The organism is Vibrio sp. CyArs1, assembly GCF_022432925.1.
Taxonomy (GTDB): domain Bacteria; phylum Pseudomonadota; class Gammaproteobacteria; order Enterobacterales; family Vibrionaceae; genus Vibrio; species Vibrio mediterranei.
The window spans coordinates 157,910-180,636 of the sequence record NZ_JAKRBO010000002.1 but is presented as its reverse complement, the minus strand read 5'-3'; the positions used below and the strand labels follow the sequence as shown (position 1 = coordinate 180,636).

The following is a 22,727-nucleotide window of genomic DNA, read 5'->3' as shown; positions in this document are numbered from 1 at the left end:
GATAATTACGCTTATAGACTCGTTCTCAAGTTGTAGTTGCTCATGTTTGTTTCACTACATTAAATTGTCATCAAGGTCTTGTTGAGCGCCGCCACCTGTATTGTCATCAGTGTCAAAGCTGCCCGAGTCGTCTGTGAAGTCAACATTAACTTGGGTGTTGTCACTTTGCGTCCAGTCTGTTCCTTGTTGTTGTTCAGTAGAAACTGTCTGCCCGCTTTGTGTTGATTGCAGTGCGTATTGTTCACTGACATCGATCTGTAATGTCTCACTTGCTCCTTCAATCGGTGCATCAAGTTCATCTACACCTTGGTAATTGACATCTACTTGTCCTTCAAATGCATCACTGAACGAAACGGTTAATGGCTGTGTGAGATCTCCTGATATTGTGTAACTGCCATCACCATTGTCTAGGCCTCCTGTTACTTCAGCATCATTTGGAAGTCCAGTAACCACAATGTGGTCAACTTCATTAGATGAAGACGCCGCTTCTGGTGTTTCCAGATTGATAACATCACCTGGTGCGACGGTCACATCAAAGCTGTCATCTGTTTCAGTATTATCTGGCACAACGGTCTCTAAAACTGTTGTTTGCTGCTCTGAGGCTTCCATTGCTTCAACGCTCAGATTCAAAGGTATGTTTTGTTCATCTCCATCAGTAGTGATTGTAGTTGCTAGACTGATATCACCATCGAACGTATCATCTGGCCAAAACGTCCAACTATCTTCACCAGTTGAAATCAACGCGCCGCTATCACCCGTATAGGCTAAAGCGGTAACGTCGGATTCGTCAGTCAAACCTAGATTTTGAAGTAAGTGTGACTCTGAGATTTCGATAGAAGAATCAGCGGATTGAACTAGTAGGCCGCTATCAGCCGAGCTTTCTTCTACACCTACATTGAAGTGGCTTTGCACGCTATTGTCACCATCACTAGCGACGAAACCAATCTGAGCGGGGCCACTATAACCTTCAGCCGGAGTGAATTGATAGCCACCCTGCCCGTCTGATTCAATAATACCTTCACCACCAAGTAAAGAAACTGATTCGATACTAAGATCTTGATGATCATCAGAGCTGATCGTTGCTAACATATCACTATCTGAAAAATAGAGCGTTTCACTTGGGGTAACGTCTGCCTGGCCAATACCATCAATTTCTAAAGTATTAGGTAATGAACTTCCTGATTCATAAACGCCGATGCTCAACTGCTCATCATGGATAATCCCATCTTTTTCAATTATGTATGCTAGGTCTACATTCCCATAAAAGTCAGGTGCTGGTATAAAAGTCCAAGTTCCATCTGAGTTGGTGACTAATTCTCCCTGAGTATTATCAACTAAATGAACGAGTCTTATTGCATCACCCTGCTCTGCCTCCACATTTTGAGCTAGGTTAATGAGCTCGTCAGTACTAATAGTTAGCTCATTACCTGAGATAACGTTAACATCACCAGCAAAGACACTATCATCCTGACTTGTAGTTTCATCACCATAGTCGACTGTTGTCGCCGAAACGGTCACAAAGAAGTTGCCGTGAAAATCTTGCGGTGGCGTCATTTGCAGATTATTGATGTCCCAATCGGTAATGACGATCTGCTGACCTGCTTCCTCAATTACTACGGTATGAGTCCCGTCGGTGATTTGGAATCCTACGGGATAACCTGTCATCACGAGTTGACTTAGTAACTCAGAGCTATCAACTAACGATACATCTAGGTTTAAGTAGCCGGTTGTATCTTCTGAGAACACTAATGGCCCATCATGTGCGGTTGTGATAACAGCGCCGTCAGCTACGGGACGAATGTATACGGGCACATCTAGTGATGTTTCAAATTCTCCGTCAGAGACAATAACTTGCAGTTCGGAGATGCCTGCAAAATCAGCGGTTGGACTAAATGTCCAAGTGCCGTCTTCATTTTGGGCAATTTCACCACCATCTTCGGAATCAGGTACGATGACCCGTGAAACGACCAGCTCATCGGTATCTATGTCATCAAAGAGATCCACGAGATCTGATGCATCAAATGTAAAGGCACCATCCTCATTGGTGGTCAAAGATGCGTTGCCGACAGCAAATGGTTCATCATTAACGGGGATTACGTCGATACTAACAGTACCTTGAGCCTCTAAAGCATCGTCTGAAACAGCATAGTCAAGCTCAATCAATCCATTAAAATCTTGACTGGTTATGAGGTGGTACATACCGTCTGGCTGGACTTGCAATGTTGCATTTTCCGGTGCTCTTACGCTTAATTGATCGAGAGTTAGCGTATCTCCATCTACATCTGACGCTTGCGCAAGAATATACGCTGGATCGATGACTAAGATCTGGTCTTCATCTGTGGATAGTGAAATTGCAGGTGCATCAGGCGCATCATTGACCTCTAAGAGATTGAGATGACCGCTTGCTTCGGTATCAAGCTGTCCGTCGTCTACTTTAAAAGTGAATGGAACATCACCATTGAAGTTCTCCACCGGAGAGAATGTCCATGTTCCATCCAGATTATCGACAAGCGACCCAAATGAAGCGTCTATCTGAAGGTCCTTCGCCGTCAACGTGTCACCGTCAACATCACTGGCATAAGCCAGTAAATCTTCTTGAGAGATAACGATACTCTCGTCTTCAACACCAGAAAGTTCAACACTTTCGGAGATCGGTGCATCATTCACAGCTTCAACGGATAGATTCAGAGTGTTAGGAGTAACGAACTCTCCGTCTGTGATCTTATAGCTGAGTTCGAGATCACCATTAAAGTCTTCGTTCAGTGTAATAGTGAATGTACCGTCATTATTGTCTGCAATAATGGCATTTTCATCGTTGGTGGCTAGCTCGAACGCCGTCAACGCATCGTTGTTTAAATCGACAGCATTAGCTAACAGCATTTCCTGGGAAACCAATAAGCTTCCATCTTCTTGCATCGTCGCAGAGACTGGGGTTGATTCAGGTGCATGCTCTCTTGCATCAATATGGATGGTTTGTGAAGTGGTCGATGTATCTCCATTGGATTGTTCTGTTGATGTCGCTTCAATGTTGAGGTCAAACTCACCACTGTAATCAACGGGCAACTCTATCGAAATTGGTTCCAGTAGTGCTACTGTTGGAAGTGTGATAGGTTCGGAAGAGTCAATATTTACCTCACCTTGATAGATGCTGGTATTTACCTCACCTAAATCAATGGTAAATAGGAAATCGTCAAAGTCACGATCCCCTCCGTTGTACATGTCTTCAATACCGTAGACTAGCTCATTTTCGTTGTTGAAATAGGTACGAGTATGATTAATGTTATCTTGATTTAGATTGGGGCTTGTTCCCCCATGGAAGATAGCATCACCATTCTGACTTCGGATTACAGTCTCTCCTCCATTGCTGCTAACAAATACCAGTTGCGGGTCAATAGAATCAGTAGTAGCTAGCCCACCATTGACGTCTTGAAACTCGTAATGGCCATCGCTGAACGAAGAGAAGTTGTTATGATTAAAACCATTTGGCACGACAAATAGATTAAAGCTCTCACCTTCTTCTAGATCAAAACTAAATGCGGACTGTCCGGGTACTAAATCTCCTCCTCCTCCTACCTGAGACGCATTTTCGTAGACGATTTCAACGTCGTTAATCTGTCCGTTTTGGTCAACCTTATAGTATCCGACTGCATTATAGTATCCAGCCCCCTCACCTTCGAAAGTAACGGTAATTTCACTATCAACATAACTTGTGAGTCCATTATCTTGGTCATCGAGAACGGTTTGACTATCATAGCGGAGCACTGAGCCTTCAGGAATACCACTTGCTTGAACGGTAACTGATTCAGACCCATCCAAATCAGTCACTTGAGCAGAAACATTTAATTCAACAATATTATCAGGGTCAACTTTGAGCCCATCTACGCCAATTTCAGCACCCAGTTCATCGGTTACATTCAACTGAGGGTCGTCGGCGACGGCGTTGACAGTTAATGAGATCGTTTCTGTTGCGGTTAATTCACCGTCCGATGCTGTATATGTTAGAGGAATCTCGCCGTTGAAATCATTAGATGGTGTAAAGCTAAAGCTACCATCACTATTCTCAACTAATACACCATCATTTCCAGAGTAACTTACATCGGTAATATGCAGTTCAGTGCTATCGATATCTGTTACACTTTCAAGAAGTTGTTCTCGTGTAATCGTAATCGTATTGTCTTCATCAACGTTGAGATCCACTTGTGTCGTATCGGGAGCATCATTAATGGCAGCTACCGCTATAGCGATTGAGGCACTAGAGGTATCGGTACCATCAGACACATCAAAGCTAAGATTCAACGCACCATTATAATTTTCGTTTGGAGTGAATGTGTGAGTACCGTTACCTAGTGACGTAAGTACACCGTCGGTACCTTCATAGTGGACACCGGTAACCGTTAAATCATCACCTTCAATATCACTCGCACCCTGCAGCAGTTCAGCGTCCGTAAAGGTTAAGGTGCCATCTTCATCCATGCTAAAGCTCTGATCGTAAATCACAGCGGCATCATTGACAGCTGTCACCGTCACATCGAGTTGCGCTGGAGATACGCCACCATTGCCATCGTCAACGGTATAGTTAATTTCGAATTCACCGTTAAAATCCGCATTCGGAGTGATGGTATATGTGCCATCACCATTGTCGGTAATCACACCATTTGGTATAGAAATATCACCAATTGTGACATTGTCACTACCTTCTGAGCCATTGTCAGTGTTACCTTCATCGACGTTAAACAACGATGCAATATCAATTCCGTTGTCTGCGTTCGCCGCGTCTTCACTGGTCGGTAAGGTGAAGTTGTTCTGACCTCCTACTTCCTGACTTGGTACGACAATACCATCTACGATATCGAACACATGCCAATGGTCACCACTGATGTTCTCTGGCAACTCCGGCGCGAAGGTTTGAACTAATGTATCTCCGACAAACACCTGAACTTGAACATTCTCAACCCCGTCCACATCCCAACTGCGATTACTGTAGTTATGCACCGAATAATGCATATTGGCATCTTGATAGTTAGGTATAGTAATAGTTTCTGGCCCGTGGCCATTGGTGTCATCAACATCCTGCTGAACCATACCATCGCCAAGTTGATGGTTCATATCGCGATAATAGATATGATCTAATTCTGCACCGGTGTCGGTGTCATAAAGCCACAAGTGATTGTCCATATCTCTTGGCGTTGCACCCCATGTCACTACGATTCGCATGTCGGTAGCTTCTAATACCTCACTTAGCGAAATAACGCCACTATCAGTGGTTTCGCCGGCTGGAACGAGGAAGGTGTTGGTAATAGCACCCTCTTGCTCAATAGTGACACTGCCTTGCTCAAATACATTGCCTGTCACTGTATATTGACCCTGGGCGTTGGTGACCGCGGTTGTTGAATTCCCTACGTCATCACTTAGCGTAACTTCTGCACCCACGACGGGTTGACCGTTTTCCGCGTTGAGAACGGTACCAGAAACGGTGGTCGATTCACCCTGTTCACCAATGACGGCGGTCATATCATCATTTTCGATGTCGGTGGCAAATTGAAGCAATTCAGCTTGAGTCACGGTGTATGAACCGTCTTCTACAATGGTAATGGGCACATCAGCTGAAATAATCGGTGCATCATTGACTGGGTCAACGGTGAGAGCAAGATTCCCTGCTACCGGTGTTGACCCATCACTAATATCGTAAGCAATATCAATTAATCCATTGAAGTTCGCATCAGGTGTGATGGTAAAGGTACCGTCGCCATTATCTTGAATCGATGCATTAGCAGCAGACAGATTTGAAGCGGTGAGCTGGTCGCCATCAATGTCCGCGGCATTCGCAAGAAGCTGAGCTTGATTGACCGTAATACTGGTGTCTTCATCAACGTTGGCGGAGACATCGGAAGTGGTTGGTAAATCGTTCACAGGGTTAACCGTTAGAGTCCCTGCCGCTTGGATGGTTTCCAGTCCGTCAGAGACATCAAAGGCAAGGTTGAGGTCTCCGTTAAAGTTGGCATCAGGCGTAACGGTAAATGACCCATCTGGATTTTCACTGACACTTGCATTACCGCCTACGGTTACATTGGTCGCGGTTAAGTCATCACCATCAACATCATTGGCTTGTGATAACAGCTGGTTTTGTGACAGTGTAATGTTTCCATCTTCATCCAGCGTATAAGCAATGTCACCGCTGACTGGAGCATCATTAACCGCAAGAACATTTACGTCAAACGTAGCTTCGACCTGTGCGCCATCTTCATCGGCGATGACAATATCAAGCGTAACCGTTCCGTTAAAATTCTCATTAGGCGCAAAACTGCAGGTTCCATCGTTGTTGACGGTGAAGATGCCATCATTACCAGAGTAGCTGACCTCGACCAAAGACACATCGCCCTCTACATCGGAAGCGCTAGAGAGCAACTGAGTTTCATTAAAGATTAATACATTGTCTTCATCGACGGTGTAAGACGCGGTACCAAAGACTGGGAGATCATTAACTGACTCTACCGTCACGTTGATATTTGCCGAGCTTGACTCTAATCCATCTGTGACGGAATAACTCAGTTCGAGGTCCCCATGGAAATTTTCATTAGGCGTAAAGGTATACGTACCATCACCATGGCTGTCTAATACACCCGACGTGCCATCGTAAGTCACTTGTTCTATAGACAAGTCGTCATTATCGATATCAGAGGTTGCAGACAAAATATCGTCATTGGTAAACAGAAGCGTTCCATCTTCTTGAATAGTAAATGGTAGATCTGTGGCGACAGGTCCATCGTTGACTGGTGTAACATTGACAAAAACGGTAGCGGTATCAAAAGAGCCATTCCCGTCGGTCACGGTATATTCAAATGAAGCTTGTCCATTGTAGTTGGCATCAGGCGTGAATTGGATCTGTCCGTTTTCATCTAGACTGACAGTTCCGTGTGAGTCGTCAGTAGAAGTTACGCTCACTAAAGTCAGCTCATCACCATCAATATCTGAGTCGTTTACTAAAAGATCGCTTGCTTGGAGCGTCAAGACTCCATCTTCTTCGACCTCAATTGCTCTTGAAGTGATAGTGCCATCAATTTCGATAAGTTGCTCTGTGACATTCAGAGTATCCTCAGCAGTGCTGTGATTTAAGTTCAGCTGCAGAGTGTTTGTTACTTCGCTTCCATCTCCTTGGATGGTGGTGATCTGAATTTCTTCTGCCATGGTTCTCGAGACAACCATGTTTTGTACTACGTAGGTTCCATTTCCACCTGTCGTTCCTAGTTCAAAATGATGGACTGGAACATCGGTTGTGAAGGAATACGTATCTTCGTATTCCCCAGATTCACGATAACCACCTTGGGTGCTGATAATGTTTCCTTCAGCGTCATAGGCAGTAATGTTCACCTGCGTTGCGTGGGAGCTAGTTTCATCAAAATACCCGCCGAGTCCATCAAGCTGGAACGTAATTTGATTGACGTCTTCTCCTTCAACTGTAACCGTGAGAGTTTCATCGTCGCTGAGTCCATTGGATGACTGATTACCTATTCCAGCACCGACATGACTATTGGGGCCATTCCACGCCGCTAAAGCACCCTCACTAACAACCGTTGTAACGACAATACCATCTTCAACGTACGTCGCGGTGTCTCCATCGACGTTACCCCAATCGGATGTCGATGCAGTCCCATCAAAGCCTTGGCTGTTTGGATCGTTGTCGAAACTGCCCACTCGGATATCACGAGTGTCCGATTGAATCTCAACAGTATTTGGTACAAATTGAACTTCGGTGTCAGCGGGATATTCCAATCCAATAACCATATCCGCCCAATCACCGTTTTCATCGAGATATTGTACCGCCCCATGCTCTGGTGCGACGTCTAAGCGGATCATAGGTTCAGCACTAGACAAATTGACGTCATCACGAGCAATAACAAGGTCGTTTACAGGATCAACTGTTAAGTTTAACGCGGTTGCGACGGTTTCTTGTCCATCAGTCACATCGAATGTGAGTGACAAAGGCCCATGAAAGTTCTCGGCCGGAGTGATAGTGAAATTTCCGTTGCCATCATCAGTCACCGTGCCAAATGCTTCTAGGTATAGGTTTTCAGCTGAGAGTTGGTCACCGTCAACATCGGATGCGTGGATGAGCAACTGTTCCTGAGATAAAGTAATAGAATTATCTTCGTTAACTTGATAAGCAATTGGACCTGAAACGGCTGGAGTATCATTGACGGAGAGTACATCAATAGTCGCGGCGGTTGGAGACGTTAATCCTGACTCATCAGAAACCACTACTTGTAAAACGACTTCGCCATCAAAGTTTTCATTTGGCGAGAAGTAGTATGTTCCATTTTCATGAAGGGCTAAAATACCATCGCTGCCACTATACGTCACCGAATCTAGTGAGATGGCTTCCCCATCAACATCGCTCGAATTTGCCAACAGTTGCTCTACTGTGATGTCAATTACCCCTTCTTCATTGACTGAATAGGATGTAGAACCCGCAATTGGCGCGTCATTAACGGCAGCTACTGCTATATCTATCACCGCACTGCTGGTATCTGTGCCATCTGACACATCGAAAGTTAATTGAAGTTCGCCATTGTAGTTTTCATTTGGAGTGAAAGTGTGAGTACCGTTACCTAGTGACGTAAGCACACCGTCGGTACCTTCATAGTGGACACCGGTAACCGTTAAATCATCACCTTCAATATCACTCGCACCCTGCAGCAGTTCAGCGTCCGTAAAGGTTAAGGTGCCATCTTCATCCATGCTAAAGCTCTGATCGTAAATCACAGCGGCATCATTGACAGCTGTCACCGTCACGTCGAGTTGCGCTGGAGATACACCACCATTGCCATCGTCAACGGTATAGTTAATTTCGAACTCACCGTTAAAATCCGCATTCGGAGTGATGGTATATGTGCCATCACCATTGTCGGTAATCACACCATTTGGTATGGAAATATCACTAATTGTGACATTGTCACCACCATCTGAGCCGTTGTCAGTATTACCTTCATCGACGTTAAACAACGACGCAATATCAATTCCGTTGTCTGCGTTCGCCGCTTCTTCACTGGTCGGTAAGGTGAAGTTGTTCTGACTTCCCACTTCCTGACTTGGCACGACAATGCCATCTACGATATCGAACACATGCCAATGGTCACCACTGATGTTCTCTGGCAACTCCGGCGCGAAGGTTTGAACTAATGTATCTCCGACAAATACCTGAACTTGAACATTCTCAACCCCATCCACATCCCAACTGCGATTACTGTAGTTATGCACAGAATAATGCATATTGGCATCTTGATAGTTAGGTATAGTAATGGTTTCTGGTCCGTGGCCATTGGTGTCATCAACATCCTGCTGAACCATACCATCGCCAAGTTGATGGTTCATATCGCGATAATAGATATGATCTAATTCTGCACCGGTGTCGGTATCATAAAGCCACAAGTGATTGTCCATATCTCTTGGCGTTGCACCCCATGTCACTACGATTCGCATGTCGGTAGCTTCCAATACCTCACTTAGCGAAATAACGCCACTATCGGTGGTTTCGCCGGCTGGAACGAGGAAGGTATTGGTAATAGCACCCTCTTGCTCAATGGTGACACTGCCTTGCTCAAATACATTGCCTGTCACTGTATATTGACCCTGGGCGTTGGTGACCGCAGTTGTTGAATTCCCTACGTCATCACTTAGCGTAACTTCTGCACCCTCTACGGGCTGACCATTTTCAGCGTTGAGAACAGTACCGGACACGGTGGTCGATTCACCCTGCTCACCAATGACGGCGGTCATATCATCATTTTCGATGTCGGTGGCAAATTGAAGCAATTCAGCTTGGGTCACGGTGTATGAACCGTCTTCTTCAATGGTAATGGGCACATCAGCTGAAATAATCGGTGCATCATTGACTGGGTCAACGGTGAGAGCAAGATTCCCAGCCACCGGTGTTGACCCGTCACTAATATCGTAAGCAATATCAATTAAGCCATTGAAGTTCGCATCAGGTGTGATGGTAAAAGTACCGTCACCATTATCTTGAATCGATGCATTAGCAGCCGACAGATTTGAAGCGGTGAGCTGGTCGCCATCAATGTCCGCGGCATTCGCAAGAAGCTGAACTTGATTGACCGTAATACTAGTGTCTTCATCAACGTTGGAGGAGACATCGGAAGTGGTTGGTAAATCGTTCACAGGGTTAACCGTTAGAGTCCCTGCCGCTTGGATGGTTTCCAGTCCGTCAGAGACATCAAAGGAAAGGTTGAGGTCTCCGTTAAAGTTGTCATCAGGCGTAACGGTAAACGACCCATCTGGATTCTCGCTAACGCTTGCATTACCGCCTACGGTTACATTGGTCGCGGTTAAGTCATCACCATCAACATCATTGGCTTGTGATAACAGCTGGTTTTGTGACAGTGTAATGTTTCCATCTTCATCCAGCGTATAAGCAATGTCACCGCTGACTGGAGCATCATTAACCGCAAGAACATTTACGTCGAACGTAGCTTCGACCTGTGCGCCATCTTCATCGGCGATGACAATATCAAGCGTAACCGTTCCGTTGAAATTCTCATTAGGCGCAAAACTGCAGGTTCCATCGTTGTTGACGGTGAAGATGCCATCATTACCAGAGTAGCTGACCTCGACCAAAGACACATCGCCCTCTACATCGGAAGCGCTAGAGAGCAACTGAGTTTCATTAAAGATTAATACATTGTCTTCATCGACGGTGTAAGACGCGGTACCAAAGACTGGGAGATCATTGACTGACTCCACTAGTACATCGATAGATGCCGTAGTTATTGCTGTGCCATCGGATACACCATAACTTAATGAAATATCACCATTAAAGTTCTCATTGGGAGCAAAAGTGTAATTACCATTACCAAGATGAGTCAGCACACCTTGATCACCTTCATAAGTCACGTTATCGATGAAAAGCTCATCGCCATCTATGTCACTGGCACTGTTGAGCAAATCCGTATCAGTAAAAGTTAAAAGACCATCTTCCTGAATTTCATAATCCATACCACTGACAACAGCGGCATCATTTACGTTATCGACTTGGACTTCAAATGACGTTTCAGTTGTCTCGGAATCAAAAGCGTCATCCTGTTGCGATTGAACAAATTGTTCATCGCTTAAGACATTTACCTCAAATGTTTCTTCTGTTGTTGCGGTATCGCTGATTTCCTCCTGAGCGGCTCGAACCGAAGGCGAAACGGACTGTTGTGCTTGTGTAACTGCATCACTTGGAGTGGAAGAACCACCAGCTTGAGTATCAGGTTGAGTTTGCTCTCCACCTACCGCTTGCGCGCCCGCCCCACTAGCCGCGCCATTATCGGCTTGCGGTTCTGACTCACTAACGTTTGAATCTTGTGAATCGACAATATTTGATTGGCTGTCCTGTTGCTGTGCAGCTCCGTCATTTCCTGATTGTGTGGATTGTTCTGATGCAGCATTAGAATCATCTTGCTCTGCTCCTGCACTAGTCGGGCTATCGCTGAGAGCTTGGTTTATTTCGTCCGAAGCATCGGCATTATCTGCCCCGGTCGCAATAGTAGTGGCAATGGTATTTTGTTGATTTTGCTGTGCTTGCTGTTGGTCTGTATTGGTATCTACTGTAGATACTTGCTCCACCGCATCATTAAGTGGATTGTTTTCATTGTTCGTTGCCATTGCCGCCTCCAAAACACACGATCCATTGTTGATTCGTCAACAGATTAGTAGATGAATTCCGGATTAGTAGTAAAGTTTAGCTGTTCAGCTCAAATCTCATTGATTCCAAACACAGTACTCATAATGAAAATTTATCTTTGAAAATTATTCGCTTATATCCTTAGCTATTTTGCAAACGGTCTAGTTCATTCAAGGAAATGAATCAGCATTAACTCAACCTAGCCTTTTCGTCGAGGCATAAAACAAGGGTGGGATCGTGAGTAAGAATAGTATCGAGAAGCACATCAGAAATGCGTTAATCCAAAACTCGTCAGTGACAGATGAAGCACATTTGGATGAAGTAAAGATTAAAAGTGCAATGACTCCAGTTCATAAAGCTCTGCTACTGACGTTTCTCGTATCCATGGTTTTACTTGTGATAGCGTCACAAGCACGAATAGATATCGTCGTCTCTTCTCGGGGAGAATTGCTTCTCGACTCCGATATCGAGCGTGTGCAGCATCTTGAAGGTGGCATTCTTGATGAGTTATTGGTTAAGCCAGGAGACGTTGTTTACGAAGGTCAACCTATCGCTAAACTAAAGTCGCTAGACCGGAATTCGTTACTGTCCACTAATGACTCTGAAGTCACTCAATTAGAAATGGATCGTCTTCGCTATCAAGGGTTGATCTTAGGTCAAGAGCCCGATTTTTCTGAGTTTAGTGATTTTCCGAAATTAGTCAGCCTAAACGTGCAAGCTTGGACTCAAGAAAACAGTAAAAATCAATCCAGTGAGACGCTTATTGAACATGACATAGAGCACAAGAAAACCCTCGTGGATTCTATGAAGCGCAGAAAACAGAGCTCCAACAATCAACTCAAGTTAATTCGCAAGCAATTGGGGATTAAACAGACCTTATACAAGGAAGAGATGGCCTCATATGTCGATGTCCTGAATATGCAAGTACAAGAGTCGAATATGATTCGTGAGATTGAGAATCTCGACGAATCTATCATGAATGAGAGATTCCAATTGGAGCGCTTAGATAAGCAACTTGCAGATCTGGTAGCCAATCGAAACTCAGAGTATCAAGCGCAGATTACTCAAATAGAAAAAGAGCTCAGTATAAAGCGGATTCAAAGGCCACAATTGTCGGATAAAGTTGACAGATTAGTCGTATATGCACCTGTAGATGGTGTTGTTGATAAAGTGCATTTCAATTTCCGTTCCGCAGTGATTCCGCCAGGTGAAAGTATTGCTGATATCGCACCGCTAAATAATCAGCTTCATGGTGAAGCAAAAATCCCAAGAAAAGAGATGGGGTTCGTTGAAGTTGGTCAACAGGTAAAGCTTAAGTTTGATACTTACAATTTTTCTAAATACGGTTTTCTTTCTGGAACCATTACCTCCATAAGTCGATCTTCTTACGAAGAAGAAGAATCAGAATATTATCTCGCTAAGATTCTGATTGACCACGATTATCTAGAGCGCTCTGGCACTAAATACAGCCTGTCACCTTATATGGAGTTCACCGCAGACATAAAAACCGGAGACCGCCGAGTAATCGAGTACGCCATGAAGCCTGTCATGTCCGCGATTGATGATGCGTTTGACGAGCGATAGCGGGAGTGAAATCAATATGAGACCAAGGCATCAAATTTACACCTTTCCAATCATTAAACTCGGGATTGCATCGTTGATGATCCTGTCCTTGTTCGGTATTTGGTTGACGTTACAGTTCTATTTGTCCCACCCTTCTAAACAGGACTTTACTACCCCGTTAATTTCGCAAAGTCGACTCTTAAACCAACAATTAGAGACCACAATATTAAACTTAGATACATGTATTAATGGTGGCAGTTGTGAGGGTGTTAACTCAAGTTTAACCCTTCTGATGGGGGCACTTTCGGAGTTTAAATCGCTAGCTTCAAGTGATAAATCTCAGGTCAGTTTGGTCGGTGCTGTTGAGTATAGTCACCTAGAACTTGCGAGTTTGAGGTTTCAAGCGATAGACGATACTTCACTAGATGATTATCAAAGACTGAGGGAAGCGCTTAGTAGAGATTATGTAGAGATTCGTAATCGATTTGATGACCTCTTCTATGTGGAGCATCAACAAGCCATTAACGAGCTTAGATCTAGTATTGATAAACTCTTTCTGCTATTTCCGGCTATAGCATTAATCGCCATTTTTGTTGTATTAGGTGGATGGTATCGACTTAAGAAGACGGCGAGAAACAGACACTCTATCAATGAGAGTTTTCAATCTCTATCATCAAGGTTGGATTCTCTCGACTCCAAATCAATCGACGATATTTTGAATAGCGCTCACCTAGACCCTATCGAACGCAATATATACTCTAAACTTCGATTGGTATTTGAAAGGATGGATCAGCAACAAAAAGATGCGGACCTAAATCAACAACTCTATGGGTTAATCGGATATGAGATACGAGGAATTACCAGTACGATCAAAGGTGGTATCCAATATTTAGTTCAAGACTCAGAAGATAGTCGTGCGGTATTGGCACAAGACATTACTTCTGCTGCAGACACCTTGTCGGAACTCGCTGAAAATTACAACCGACTGTTATCCCAAGGAAGAGACAAAGGTAATAGCCATTTCTCTTTTCTTAACACTTTGTCTGAGTTGACTGTTCATCTCAAAAGTAAACTGCATCGAGAAGAGCGAGATATTGAATGTGATTTCAATACCAACCTTCCCAATACCATTGTCGGTCACCAAACTAGCCTTTTTTGGATTCTGTTCCTCAAACTTTCAAGCGCAGTACAAATTCAAAATGACAAACAAGTCCTGTTTCAAGTAGAGATAAAAAGCTCGGACAACGTCGACAAAACACGAATGTCGTTATCAGTTACCTTTCTTACTCACTTGAATGTTGAACGTAGCAAGATTGATTCACTTCATTGGTCAGAACGCAGTGATATAACCGCTTCTAATGATGAATGGACAGAATCTATTTTGAGTAATGTCAGTTATTTTGATTCTCGTTGGTATGAATCGGGACAACAAAGACGTTATGTCATTGAATTTGATATGGAAGCTCAGAACTTCTTTACCTTCAAATCACAGCAACTTAACAATCGACATTTTGTTCTTTGTAGCCAAGGTAGGCTCTCTTTAGATCTGTTAACCAACTTGCTTACCTCTCAGGGAGCTCAAGTGACACTATGTGAAGATCCCAATGACCTATTTAGAGTGTCAGCCAATAGCACCAGTATTGATGCGATTCTCATTTCAGACACGATAGAAGGTATCCAAATGGACGCGTTTGCCAAAACACTAAGCGCCCGATTAAAACAAAATGAGACCAAGTTGTTTCTCTTGGCACACCATGCTGAGGGCATGCAAAGTGCCTTTGAGTATGTAGACAAAGTCTTCTTTACCCCTGCTCTCCCTTATGAGTTTATTCCTAACCTAACTGAGGCGTTGAACGCAGAGTCCGTTGAGGAAACACTGGAAAATAGCTCATTCTTGATTGTTGAAGATGACAAAGTGCAGCAATTCTTGCTCAAGAGAATTTTGATGAAACAAGAATATAAAGCCGACACGGTTGGGGATGGAACTGAAGCGGTAGATTGGGTCAAAGCTCAGCGCGCTGACATTATTTTTATGGACTGCATAATGCCAGGCATGGGAGGCATTGAAGCGACCAAGCTCATCAGAAAACATGAAAGTGATAATGGCTCTACAACACCTTCAACGATTATAGGAGCCACTGCACTTACCAGTGTTGCTGAGCACAAAGCGTGTATCGAAGCAGGTATGGACTATGTCATTAGCAAACCATACAAGAGTGATGAAATTATCAAGGTGATTAAGAAGTATGTGGCATTTCAGAAGCTTAATTAGCCTTTTAGTTGGCATGACCGTCACTATGACAGTACATTCTGCAACCGTATTGGAAGCGGTAGAGATTGGGCTAAACAACAACGTATCTCTTATTGCCAGTCGTAAAGGCGTTGAAGAAAGTGCCTACGATATTGACGTGAGTCGTTCCAGTTTCTTACCAACGATCTCTGCGGATGTAAAAACGACCTGGAACTCTACTACGACTCGTTTAAGCGGGGTAAGTGATACTAATGCAAGCTACAACGATCATGGTTATGGTCTGTCTTTGACACAGAGTTTGTTTAATCTTCGCGATATCTACGAATATGGAACCAGTAAACTGGATTTCAGCATTGAAGAAGTAAGAAACGAGGCAAAAACTCAAGAAGTCATTCAACAGATTACTGAGCAGTATTTCGAGTTCTTAAAAAACGGCGCGAAAATCCGAGCGACGAAAGCTGAACTCGATTCGTCGATGGCTCGCCTCAAACAGATGAATCGAAATGTGTCGCTTGGTAATGTCGCAGCAAGTGAAGTTTATGAGGTGATAGCGCAAAAGGAAGGCATTGTTAACCGGCTAAGAAGTTTACAGAAAGACAAAGACGTTATATTAAACCGTCTTGCCTTGTTAACCCAGTATCCAGTAATTCCCTCTCAGGACTTAAAAGGTCAAGTACTGCTTAGTGAAATCCCGTTAGATCAACAACAAGACTTGTTGGGACAAGCGATGAAGTTTAACAACGATATCATCTTGTCCCAAAAAACCGTGGAGCGAAGTTATCGGACTTTAAAGGAAACGGGCTCGAACTTTGCTCCTAATCTATCGGCAAACGCAAGTTACCGACATAACGATACGAATAACTTCGACCTGTCGACTAACCCGAACTCAACAGGGATATCGGACGATAAATCTGTTGGGCTTGTGCTTTCTGTGCCAATAACCTCTGGTGGTTCAGACTATTACTCGTATCAAAAAAATAAAAAGACCATTGAGCGTAACGAACTGCTATTAACGGACAGTCAAAACACAGTTCGCAATGATGTGGAAACCTCTATTCTCAACTTGAATGACTTTTCCCAGTCAGTTTTTACTTACGAGACCATTATTAAAGCTAACTACTCCTCATACAAAGGTATTAAGCGCGCCCATAGTTTAGGTACGCGAACAATCACAGACTTGCTCTCTGCTGAAAGTAAGTTGTTTAACAGTATTAGAGATTACGAGAGTGCTAAATATGACTATGTCATCGAGTCTATTAAGCTCGATCGACTTGTAGGTAACTTGTCGCCTTTAACCATTGAAAAAATCATGCAAATGATGGATGAAGCTTCGAGCATTCGTTATCAAGACGTTATCCCTGAGCATTTGAAAGATAACTAGCCAGAATAATGGCTAGCGGCTTATGAAAGTGAGAACTTAGAATGGACACAGCGTACTTCTCTCAGAAAATATCTTGGATGGATAAATTTTATCTAACCTTCTCGACAATAATGTCGACGCTTTTTGCGCTAGTCTTGCCATTTTCAATCTTGATCATTTTTGACCGAGTATTGCCAAATCAAGCAACGGATACCCTGTTTGCTCTTTTCGCAATTATTCTTGTGGCTATCTATTTAGATTACTTGCTTCGTATGCAAGAAGAAGTCATTACCGCTTCTTTGATGAAGAGTTTCGAACAGCGGCTTACCAACAAAGTATTTAGAGCTATTTGTCTGGCTCAAATCCCTGAGTTTAGCCGCTTGGAGCCCGGCCAGTATTTGGAGCGCATTGCTGCGATTCCAGAGTTAAAGAATTTTTTCGGTGGTGAAGTTGTTCGTGCAATTATCAATTCGGCCGTTAGCGTTATTACCATAGCGGTTATCACCATCATTAATTTATGGGCTGGAATTGCGCTCTTTGTCGCTTCTCTAGTCCTAGCTATCGCCGCATTTCGCATTTCAAATCGTAAAGTTTCTGCCCAGCAAACCAAATCAGAGATTGAAGGACTGACTAACTCAAAAATCATTGAGATCGTATCGAGCCCGTTAGATAACAAGAGTCGAACCATGGAATATCGGCTTGAAAGTTTAATGACCGATATGATTAAAGCACGTGAGAAAAAGAGCATTGAGTACGAAAACCTCGAATCGCACTTCAATCTAATCTTGACCTTGATTCAACAACTATCGATAGCCGTCGTAGTGGTGTTGCTTGCAATATCTGTCATTAACTTAGAGGCAACACAAGGCGTGATGGCCGCCATCATTATGCTTACCAACCGTTATTTCTCACCCTATCAGCAAGTAATGAGGACTATTGGACGTTGGAAGCTAAATAGAGTGCAGATCATTGAGATATCGGAGATCTTAGCATTAGAACATTTTGAAAAATCACATGAAGTTCATGCGCCCCATAGTTTTGATGACATTACGATTCAACTCGATGAAAAACAGCGAATCATTATCAATCGTGGAGAGCCTATCCTACTTCAAGGTCCTTCGGGTTCAGGTAAAAGTCATCTAACTCGAAGTCTAACTTGCGATAACGAATGTGGCGATACAGTGATTCGTATAGGTGATTTATTGTTGTCTGAGCTACCTTACCATTCATGGCGCGAACAAGTTCACCGAATCGATCGGAACAGTGGCTTTGTTGAAGGCTCAATCATAGATAACTTAACCTGCTTTAGACCTATGTTAAACGGTGCCGCGTTTACTTTGTGCAAAGGACTTGCAGTTAAAAACGAAATCGATGCCTTAGAGCAAGGGTTCTATACCCAACTGAAGGGAAATAAAACTATCCCACTATCTAGGCAAGTGCAATATGCCTTGCTGATCATTCGCGCCATGCTTAGTCAGAAGAAATTGGTGATTCTTGACGATATCGATACGGTTTTCGACCCAGACTTTGCACAGCGAGTCGTGTCTATGCTCGTTCCTAAGTCTTCTGGTCAGTTTCTTATTATCGTAAGTAATAAAATCCGACCAGAATCGTATGGGTTGAAGTCGATCAAACTTTCTAAAGAGAGAGCTCACTTATGACGATACTGGTCGATTTCAATAATGTTTCCCAGCGACTAAAGGATTTTGAAGCTGAAGGGTTTGAATTCAGATATCAAGAGTCCCCTTTGTTACGTGGCCTTGCTTACACATTGATTTCTTTAGAATGGGAAGGCACACCAAGTATTTTATCCGATGCCTTTACTCCCGGTGATAACGACCAGCATGGCTTTGAATTAACACTCTCAAGGCTTGGTTATCAGTGCCGAACGACTGAGTTTAAGCGTGCCGTCGTTGAGGATCTCAAAGCGGCTAGGCTTCCTTGCTTCATAGAATTGGATAAGCTATCAGCGGTCTTGCTTGAAGTGGAAGGCAATAATGCGGTGTTATTCGATTATCGCAACAACAATACTATCTCAATTCCTATAGATGGTTTGAACTTCTCTTTAACCATCATCTCAGAATACTCGAAGCTATTCCGAGAGCCGCCTCCTGAGACTCAAGATAAAAGCAATTGGGTGAAATACACTTTCTATCGCTACAATAATGAATTCAAAAGCTTAGTGTTCCTTTCTTTGATCATTAACATTCTCAGTGCATTGCAGCCATTCTTTATTATGGGTGTCTATAATTTTGCGCTCTCTTCCAGTTCTGTGTCGACCCTGTATTGGCTGACAGTGTTTGCGATATTTCTCGCAATGGCCGAGTTCTTATTTCGACGTGTTCGTATGCGTATTCTTTCTACATCAGGGCAAGATTTAGCTGTCCATATCTCTAGAAATGTCATCGCCAAACTGCTTTGGCTGCCTTATTCAATGACTTCCAGCGCTGGGGTGTCATCCCAATTAGCAAGGCTGCGAGATATCGACCAATTCAGAAAGCTAGTCACCGCGGAATCTACGTTGAGCTATTTCGACTTGCCTTTTGTTGCGCTATTTATTCTCGCTATCACTATTCTATCTGGCTCGGCTGCGTTGACTGTCATCGCAGGCATCTTTGTTATGATCGTATTCTGTTTGTACGCTCGCTATATCTATACTCAAGCAACGTCACAAAGTTCGCGTGCTAACGCGATGGTGTCATATCAATGGAATGAAATCCTTAGAGGCATTACTACCCTACAAGGACTACCTTTGTTGCGAGTTATTCAATCTAGATTCAGAGCCGCACATGAGCAAAGCTCCAACGATGCTGCATTTGTCGCTAAGGTAAATGCTAAGATTCAAGCTATTGGTGGCGGCTTAATCCAAGCCGTTGGCACGGCAGCAATTGTTACCGCAGTCATAGGGGTAATTGACGGCACAGCAAGTGCTGGCGCAATGCTAGCAACCGTTATCTTAGTCTGGAAAGCTCTAGGGCCAATTATGGGGATCTACAACTCTTTGGCTAAATTCAAAACTATTCAATCTTCCACTGCACAGATTAATGCCTTGATGTCACTTGATGATGACAAAACGTCGATTGAGAAAAGCCCTCCAATTAGACAGTTTAATGGTGAAGTGGCGGTGAGTGGCTTGGTTCATCGCTATCAAGGTGCGACGACAGGTCTGACGAACTTGAGCCTACATATTACCCCTGGGAGCAAAGTTGCAATCTCAGGACCAGCAGGTTGTGGTAAGACGACCTTGTTGACTCTTATTGCTGGCTTGGAGCCTAGATATCAAGGCAGTGTGCTACTGGACGGTTATAATATTAAACAGTTCAACAACTATCGATATAGAAAAGGCATTAGCTATATTCCATTTGACCTCCATCTTTATGAAGGTTCACTGGAATCGAATTACATCCTGCATAATGGCGTAATTTCAAAAGAACAAATGATGAGATCCTTTACTTTGCTCGGGCTAGAGAAATTCTTTGAGCAAGGCCTAGAGACACATATAAATACAGAGATGCTTGCTCATCTACCTTCTGGATTACTACAAAGGTTGAGGTTGGCCATAGGGCTCGCAGATATGAGTCAAAAGATCATTCTGATTGATGAGCCCCTGATAGGCGTTGAAATTGAACATGCGACTTATATTAATCAGCTGTTCGCCGGTGTGTTAAGAGACAAAACTGTCATCTATACAACCGTAGCGCCTACATTAATTTCTAGCGCAACACATTGTTTACTTTTGGATAAAGATGGCTCTCAGAAATACTTCGGTACGCCTGATAAAGTAATGAACGCAATGGGAACTTAAAATCTCTACTACACAATTTCTATCTTGGCAGAATATCTACCTTAACAGAATTATCACTATCGTCTGAGATCACGAATGTTACCGGCATTTCATCTTTACTTATGTTCATAGTGGCGGTCACATTTAACGCTGAACCGTCACTTTTTGAGCCTTTAATCGTTAAATCTTCTGATTTTGTGACCGCGAGCGTGTTTGTTGAATCTTGATACAGAAAACGGACATTTTTGTCTTGAAATTTGACCTCACATGGTTGTGAAGATTGACAAACAACCTCGCTAGACTCCTTATGGCTAATGGTTCTGTATGTAAATGCTGCAATTAGCACCACCATCATGATGATAATTTGAACAAGCCTACCTTTTGTTAACTTCTGTGCTGGCATATTTACGTGTTCTCCGTGTAACAAACTTCAAAGTTTTGAAATAAATGGTCAAAAACCCGACCAACCATAAGGTTACTACCCTGTTTTTGATTTGTTAATTGAAGTATTATTGTTGGCTGAAAATGCTACTTTTTGTTAAATCCCGAAAGCTGAGTAACGTTTTGATTAGGCGTTAGTTCTTCTGAAGGGTTGGGTAGCATTACGACATGTGTCGTGTTGGAAGTAAAGTGTAGTTAATTAGAAAATTGGAAGCATGTTAATGAGCCAAGAAAAGCAGCTTGAACAAGTCTACAACTATACCGTCGTACGCCAGTTCACTTTAGTGACGATTCTTTGGGGTATTGTTGGTATGGCAGTAGGTGTTTTGATTGCCGCTCAATTAGTTTGGCCACAGCTCAACTTTGATACGCCGTGGTTGACGTACAGTCGTTTACGTCCTTTGCATACTAATGCGGTAATCTTTGCGTTTGGTACTAGTGCTCTGTTTGCAACGTCTTATTATGTTGTGCAGCGTACGTGTCAAACGAGATTATTTGGGGGCCCTCTTGTCGCATTCACCTTTTGGGGATGGCAAGCAATTATTTTAGCCGCTGCAATTACTTTACCGTTGGGTTTCACCTCTGGTAAAGAATACGCAGAATTAGAATGGCCAATCGATATCGCTATTGCAGTGGTATGGGTATCTTACGCGATTGTGTTCTTTGGAACACTTATCAAGCGAAAGACATCGCATATCTATGTAGCGAACTGGTTCTTTGGAGCGTTCATCATTACCGTCGCGGTACTTCATATCGTGAACAGTATGGCAATTCCAGTATCAATGGGTAAATCTTACTCTGTGTACTCTGGTGCCGTCGATGCGATGGTTCAATGGTGGTATGGTCACAACGCGGTAGGTTTCCTTCTTACGGCAGGTTTCTTAGGTATGATGTACTACTTCGTACCAAAGCAAGCTGAACGTCCTGTTTACTCTTACCGTCTATCGATCGTTCACTTCTGGGCGCTTGTTTCTCTGTATATCTGGGCTGGTCCTCACCACCTACACTATACAGCTCTACCTGACTGGACTCAGTCTTTAGGTATGGTGATGTCTTTGGTTCTATTCGCGCCTTCTTGGGGTGGTATGATCAACGGTATCATGACGCTGTCTGGTGCTTGGCATAAGCTGCGTTACGACCCAATTCTTCGTTTCTTGATCGTTTCTCTGTCGTTCTACGGTATGTCAACGTTCGAAGGCCCGATGATGTCTATTAAGACAGTTAACGCATTGTCTCACTACACTGACTGGACTATCGGTCACGTACACTCTGGTGCTCTAGGTTGGGTTGCGATGGTATCTATCGGTTCGGTATACCACCTAATCCCTCGCCTATTCGGCCAAGAGCGCATGTACTCTGTAGGTCTTATTAATGCTCACTTCTGGTTGGCTACAATTGGTACGGTGCTCTACATCGTAGCAATGTGGATCTCAGGTGTAATGCAAGGTCTAATGTGGCGTGCAGTTAACTCAGACGGTACGCTGACTTACAGCTTCGTAGAATCTGTACAAGCGTCTTACCCATTCTATACCGTTCGTTTCATTGGTGGTTTCATCTTCCTAGCAGGTATGTTCCTAATGGCATACAACGCTTATAAGACAATCACTGCAACGAAAGGTAGCTTGAAAGCTATCCCTCAACCGGCTTAAGG

8 protein-coding genes are annotated in these 22,727 nt (G+C 43.5%); 6 read left to right on the top strand and 2 right to left on the bottom strand.

What is annotated here, in order from left to right:
• Nucleotides 1-54 precede the first annotated feature (54 nt).
• A complete protein-coding gene (locus MMA19_RS07445; RefSeq protein ID WP_240205894.1) occupies nt 55-11,658 on the bottom strand; it encodes a tandem-95 repeat protein in 11,604 nt (3,867 codons plus the stop codon).
• Nucleotides 11,659-11,914: 256 nt separating this feature from the next.
• Between MMA19_RS07445 and MMA19_RS07440 the strand changes: the two genes are divergently transcribed.
• Genes MMA19_RS07440 through MMA19_RS07420 form a run of 5 tightly spaced genes read left to right on the top strand, consistent with a single transcriptional unit; the run spans nt 11,915 to nt 20,656 of the window.
• Nucleotides 11,915-13,261: an HlyD family type I secretion periplasmic adaptor subunit gene (locus MMA19_RS07440; protein WP_006074508.1), complete on the top strand. Its 1,347-nt coding sequence runs from the start codon at nt 11,915-11,917 to the stop codon at nt 13,259-13,261.
• Between the two features lie 16 nt (nt 13,262-13,277).
• Nucleotides 13,278-15,512: a response regulator gene (locus tag MMA19_RS07435; protein WP_164491405.1), complete on the top strand. Its 2,235-nt coding sequence runs from the start codon at nt 13,278-13,280 to the stop codon at nt 15,510-15,512.
• Entirely contained in the window at nt 15,487-16,872 is a 1,386-nt protein-coding gene (locus tag MMA19_RS07430) for a TolC family protein (protein WP_240205893.1), read from the top strand. Before MMA19_RS07435 ends, MMA19_RS07430 begins: the two co-directional genes overlap by 26 nt.
• Nucleotides 16,873-16,913: 41 nt before the next feature.
• Nucleotides 16,914-18,512 (top strand): ABC transporter transmembrane domain-containing protein, encoded by a 1,599-nt coding sequence (locus tag MMA19_RS07425; RefSeq protein WP_006074503.1) that lies wholly within the window; start codon nt 16,914-16,916, stop codon nt 18,510-18,512.
• The gene (locus MMA19_RS07420) at nt 18,509-20,656 is read left to right on the top strand and encodes an ATP-binding cassette domain-containing protein (protein ID WP_006074500.1); all 2,148 of its coding nucleotides are present in this window, start codon (nt 18,509-18,511) and stop codon (nt 20,654-20,656) included. The genes MMA19_RS07425 and MMA19_RS07420 overlap by 4 nt, the downstream gene beginning before the upstream one ends.
• 19 nt (nt 20,657-20,675) lie before the next feature.
• On the opposite strand, the gene MMA19_RS07415 is transcribed toward MMA19_RS07420, so the two are convergent.
• A complete protein-coding gene (locus tag MMA19_RS07415; RefSeq protein WP_006074499.1) occupies nt 20,676-21,038 on the bottom strand; it encodes a hypothetical protein in 363 nt (120 codons plus the stop codon).
• 259 nt (nt 21,039-21,297) lie between these two features.
• Here MMA19_RS07415 and ccoN point away from each other — a divergent pair, with 259 nt between their 5' ends.
• Nucleotides 21,298-22,725 (top strand): cytochrome-c oxidase, cbb3-type subunit I, encoded by a 1,428-nt coding sequence (gene ccoN, locus MMA19_RS07410; protein WP_006074498.1) that lies wholly within the window; start codon nt 21,298-21,300, stop codon nt 22,723-22,725.
• The last annotated feature ends 2 nt before the right edge of the window (nt 22,726-22,727 follow it).

Bases quoted from the DNA above. Each gene is read 5' to 3' on its own strand.
- MMA19_RS07445 (WP_240205894.1), bottom strand. From the start codon at position 11,658: ATGGCAACGAACAATGAAAACAATCCACTTAATGATGCGGTGGAGCAA.
- MMA19_RS07435 (WP_164491405.1), top strand. From the start codon at position 13,278: ATGAGACCAAGGCATCAAATTTACACCTTTCCAATCATTAAACTCGGG.
- MMA19_RS07430 (WP_240205893.1), top strand. From the start codon at position 15,487: ATGTGGCATTTCAGAAGCTTAATTAGCCTTTTAGTTGGCATGACCGTC.
- MMA19_RS07425 (WP_006074503.1), top strand. From the start codon at position 16,914: ATGGACACAGCGTACTTCTCTCAGAAAATATCTTGGATGGATAAATTT.
- MMA19_RS07420 (WP_006074500.1), top strand. From the start codon at position 18,509: ATGACGATACTGGTCGATTTCAATAATGTTTCCCAGCGACTAAAGGAT.
- MMA19_RS07415 (WP_006074499.1), bottom strand. From the start codon at position 21,038: ATGCCAGCACAGAAGTTAACAAAAGGTAGGCTTGTTCAAATTATCATC.
- ccoN (WP_006074498.1), top strand. From the start codon at position 21,298: ATGAGCCAAGAAAAGCAGCTTGAACAAGTCTACAACTATACCGTCGTA.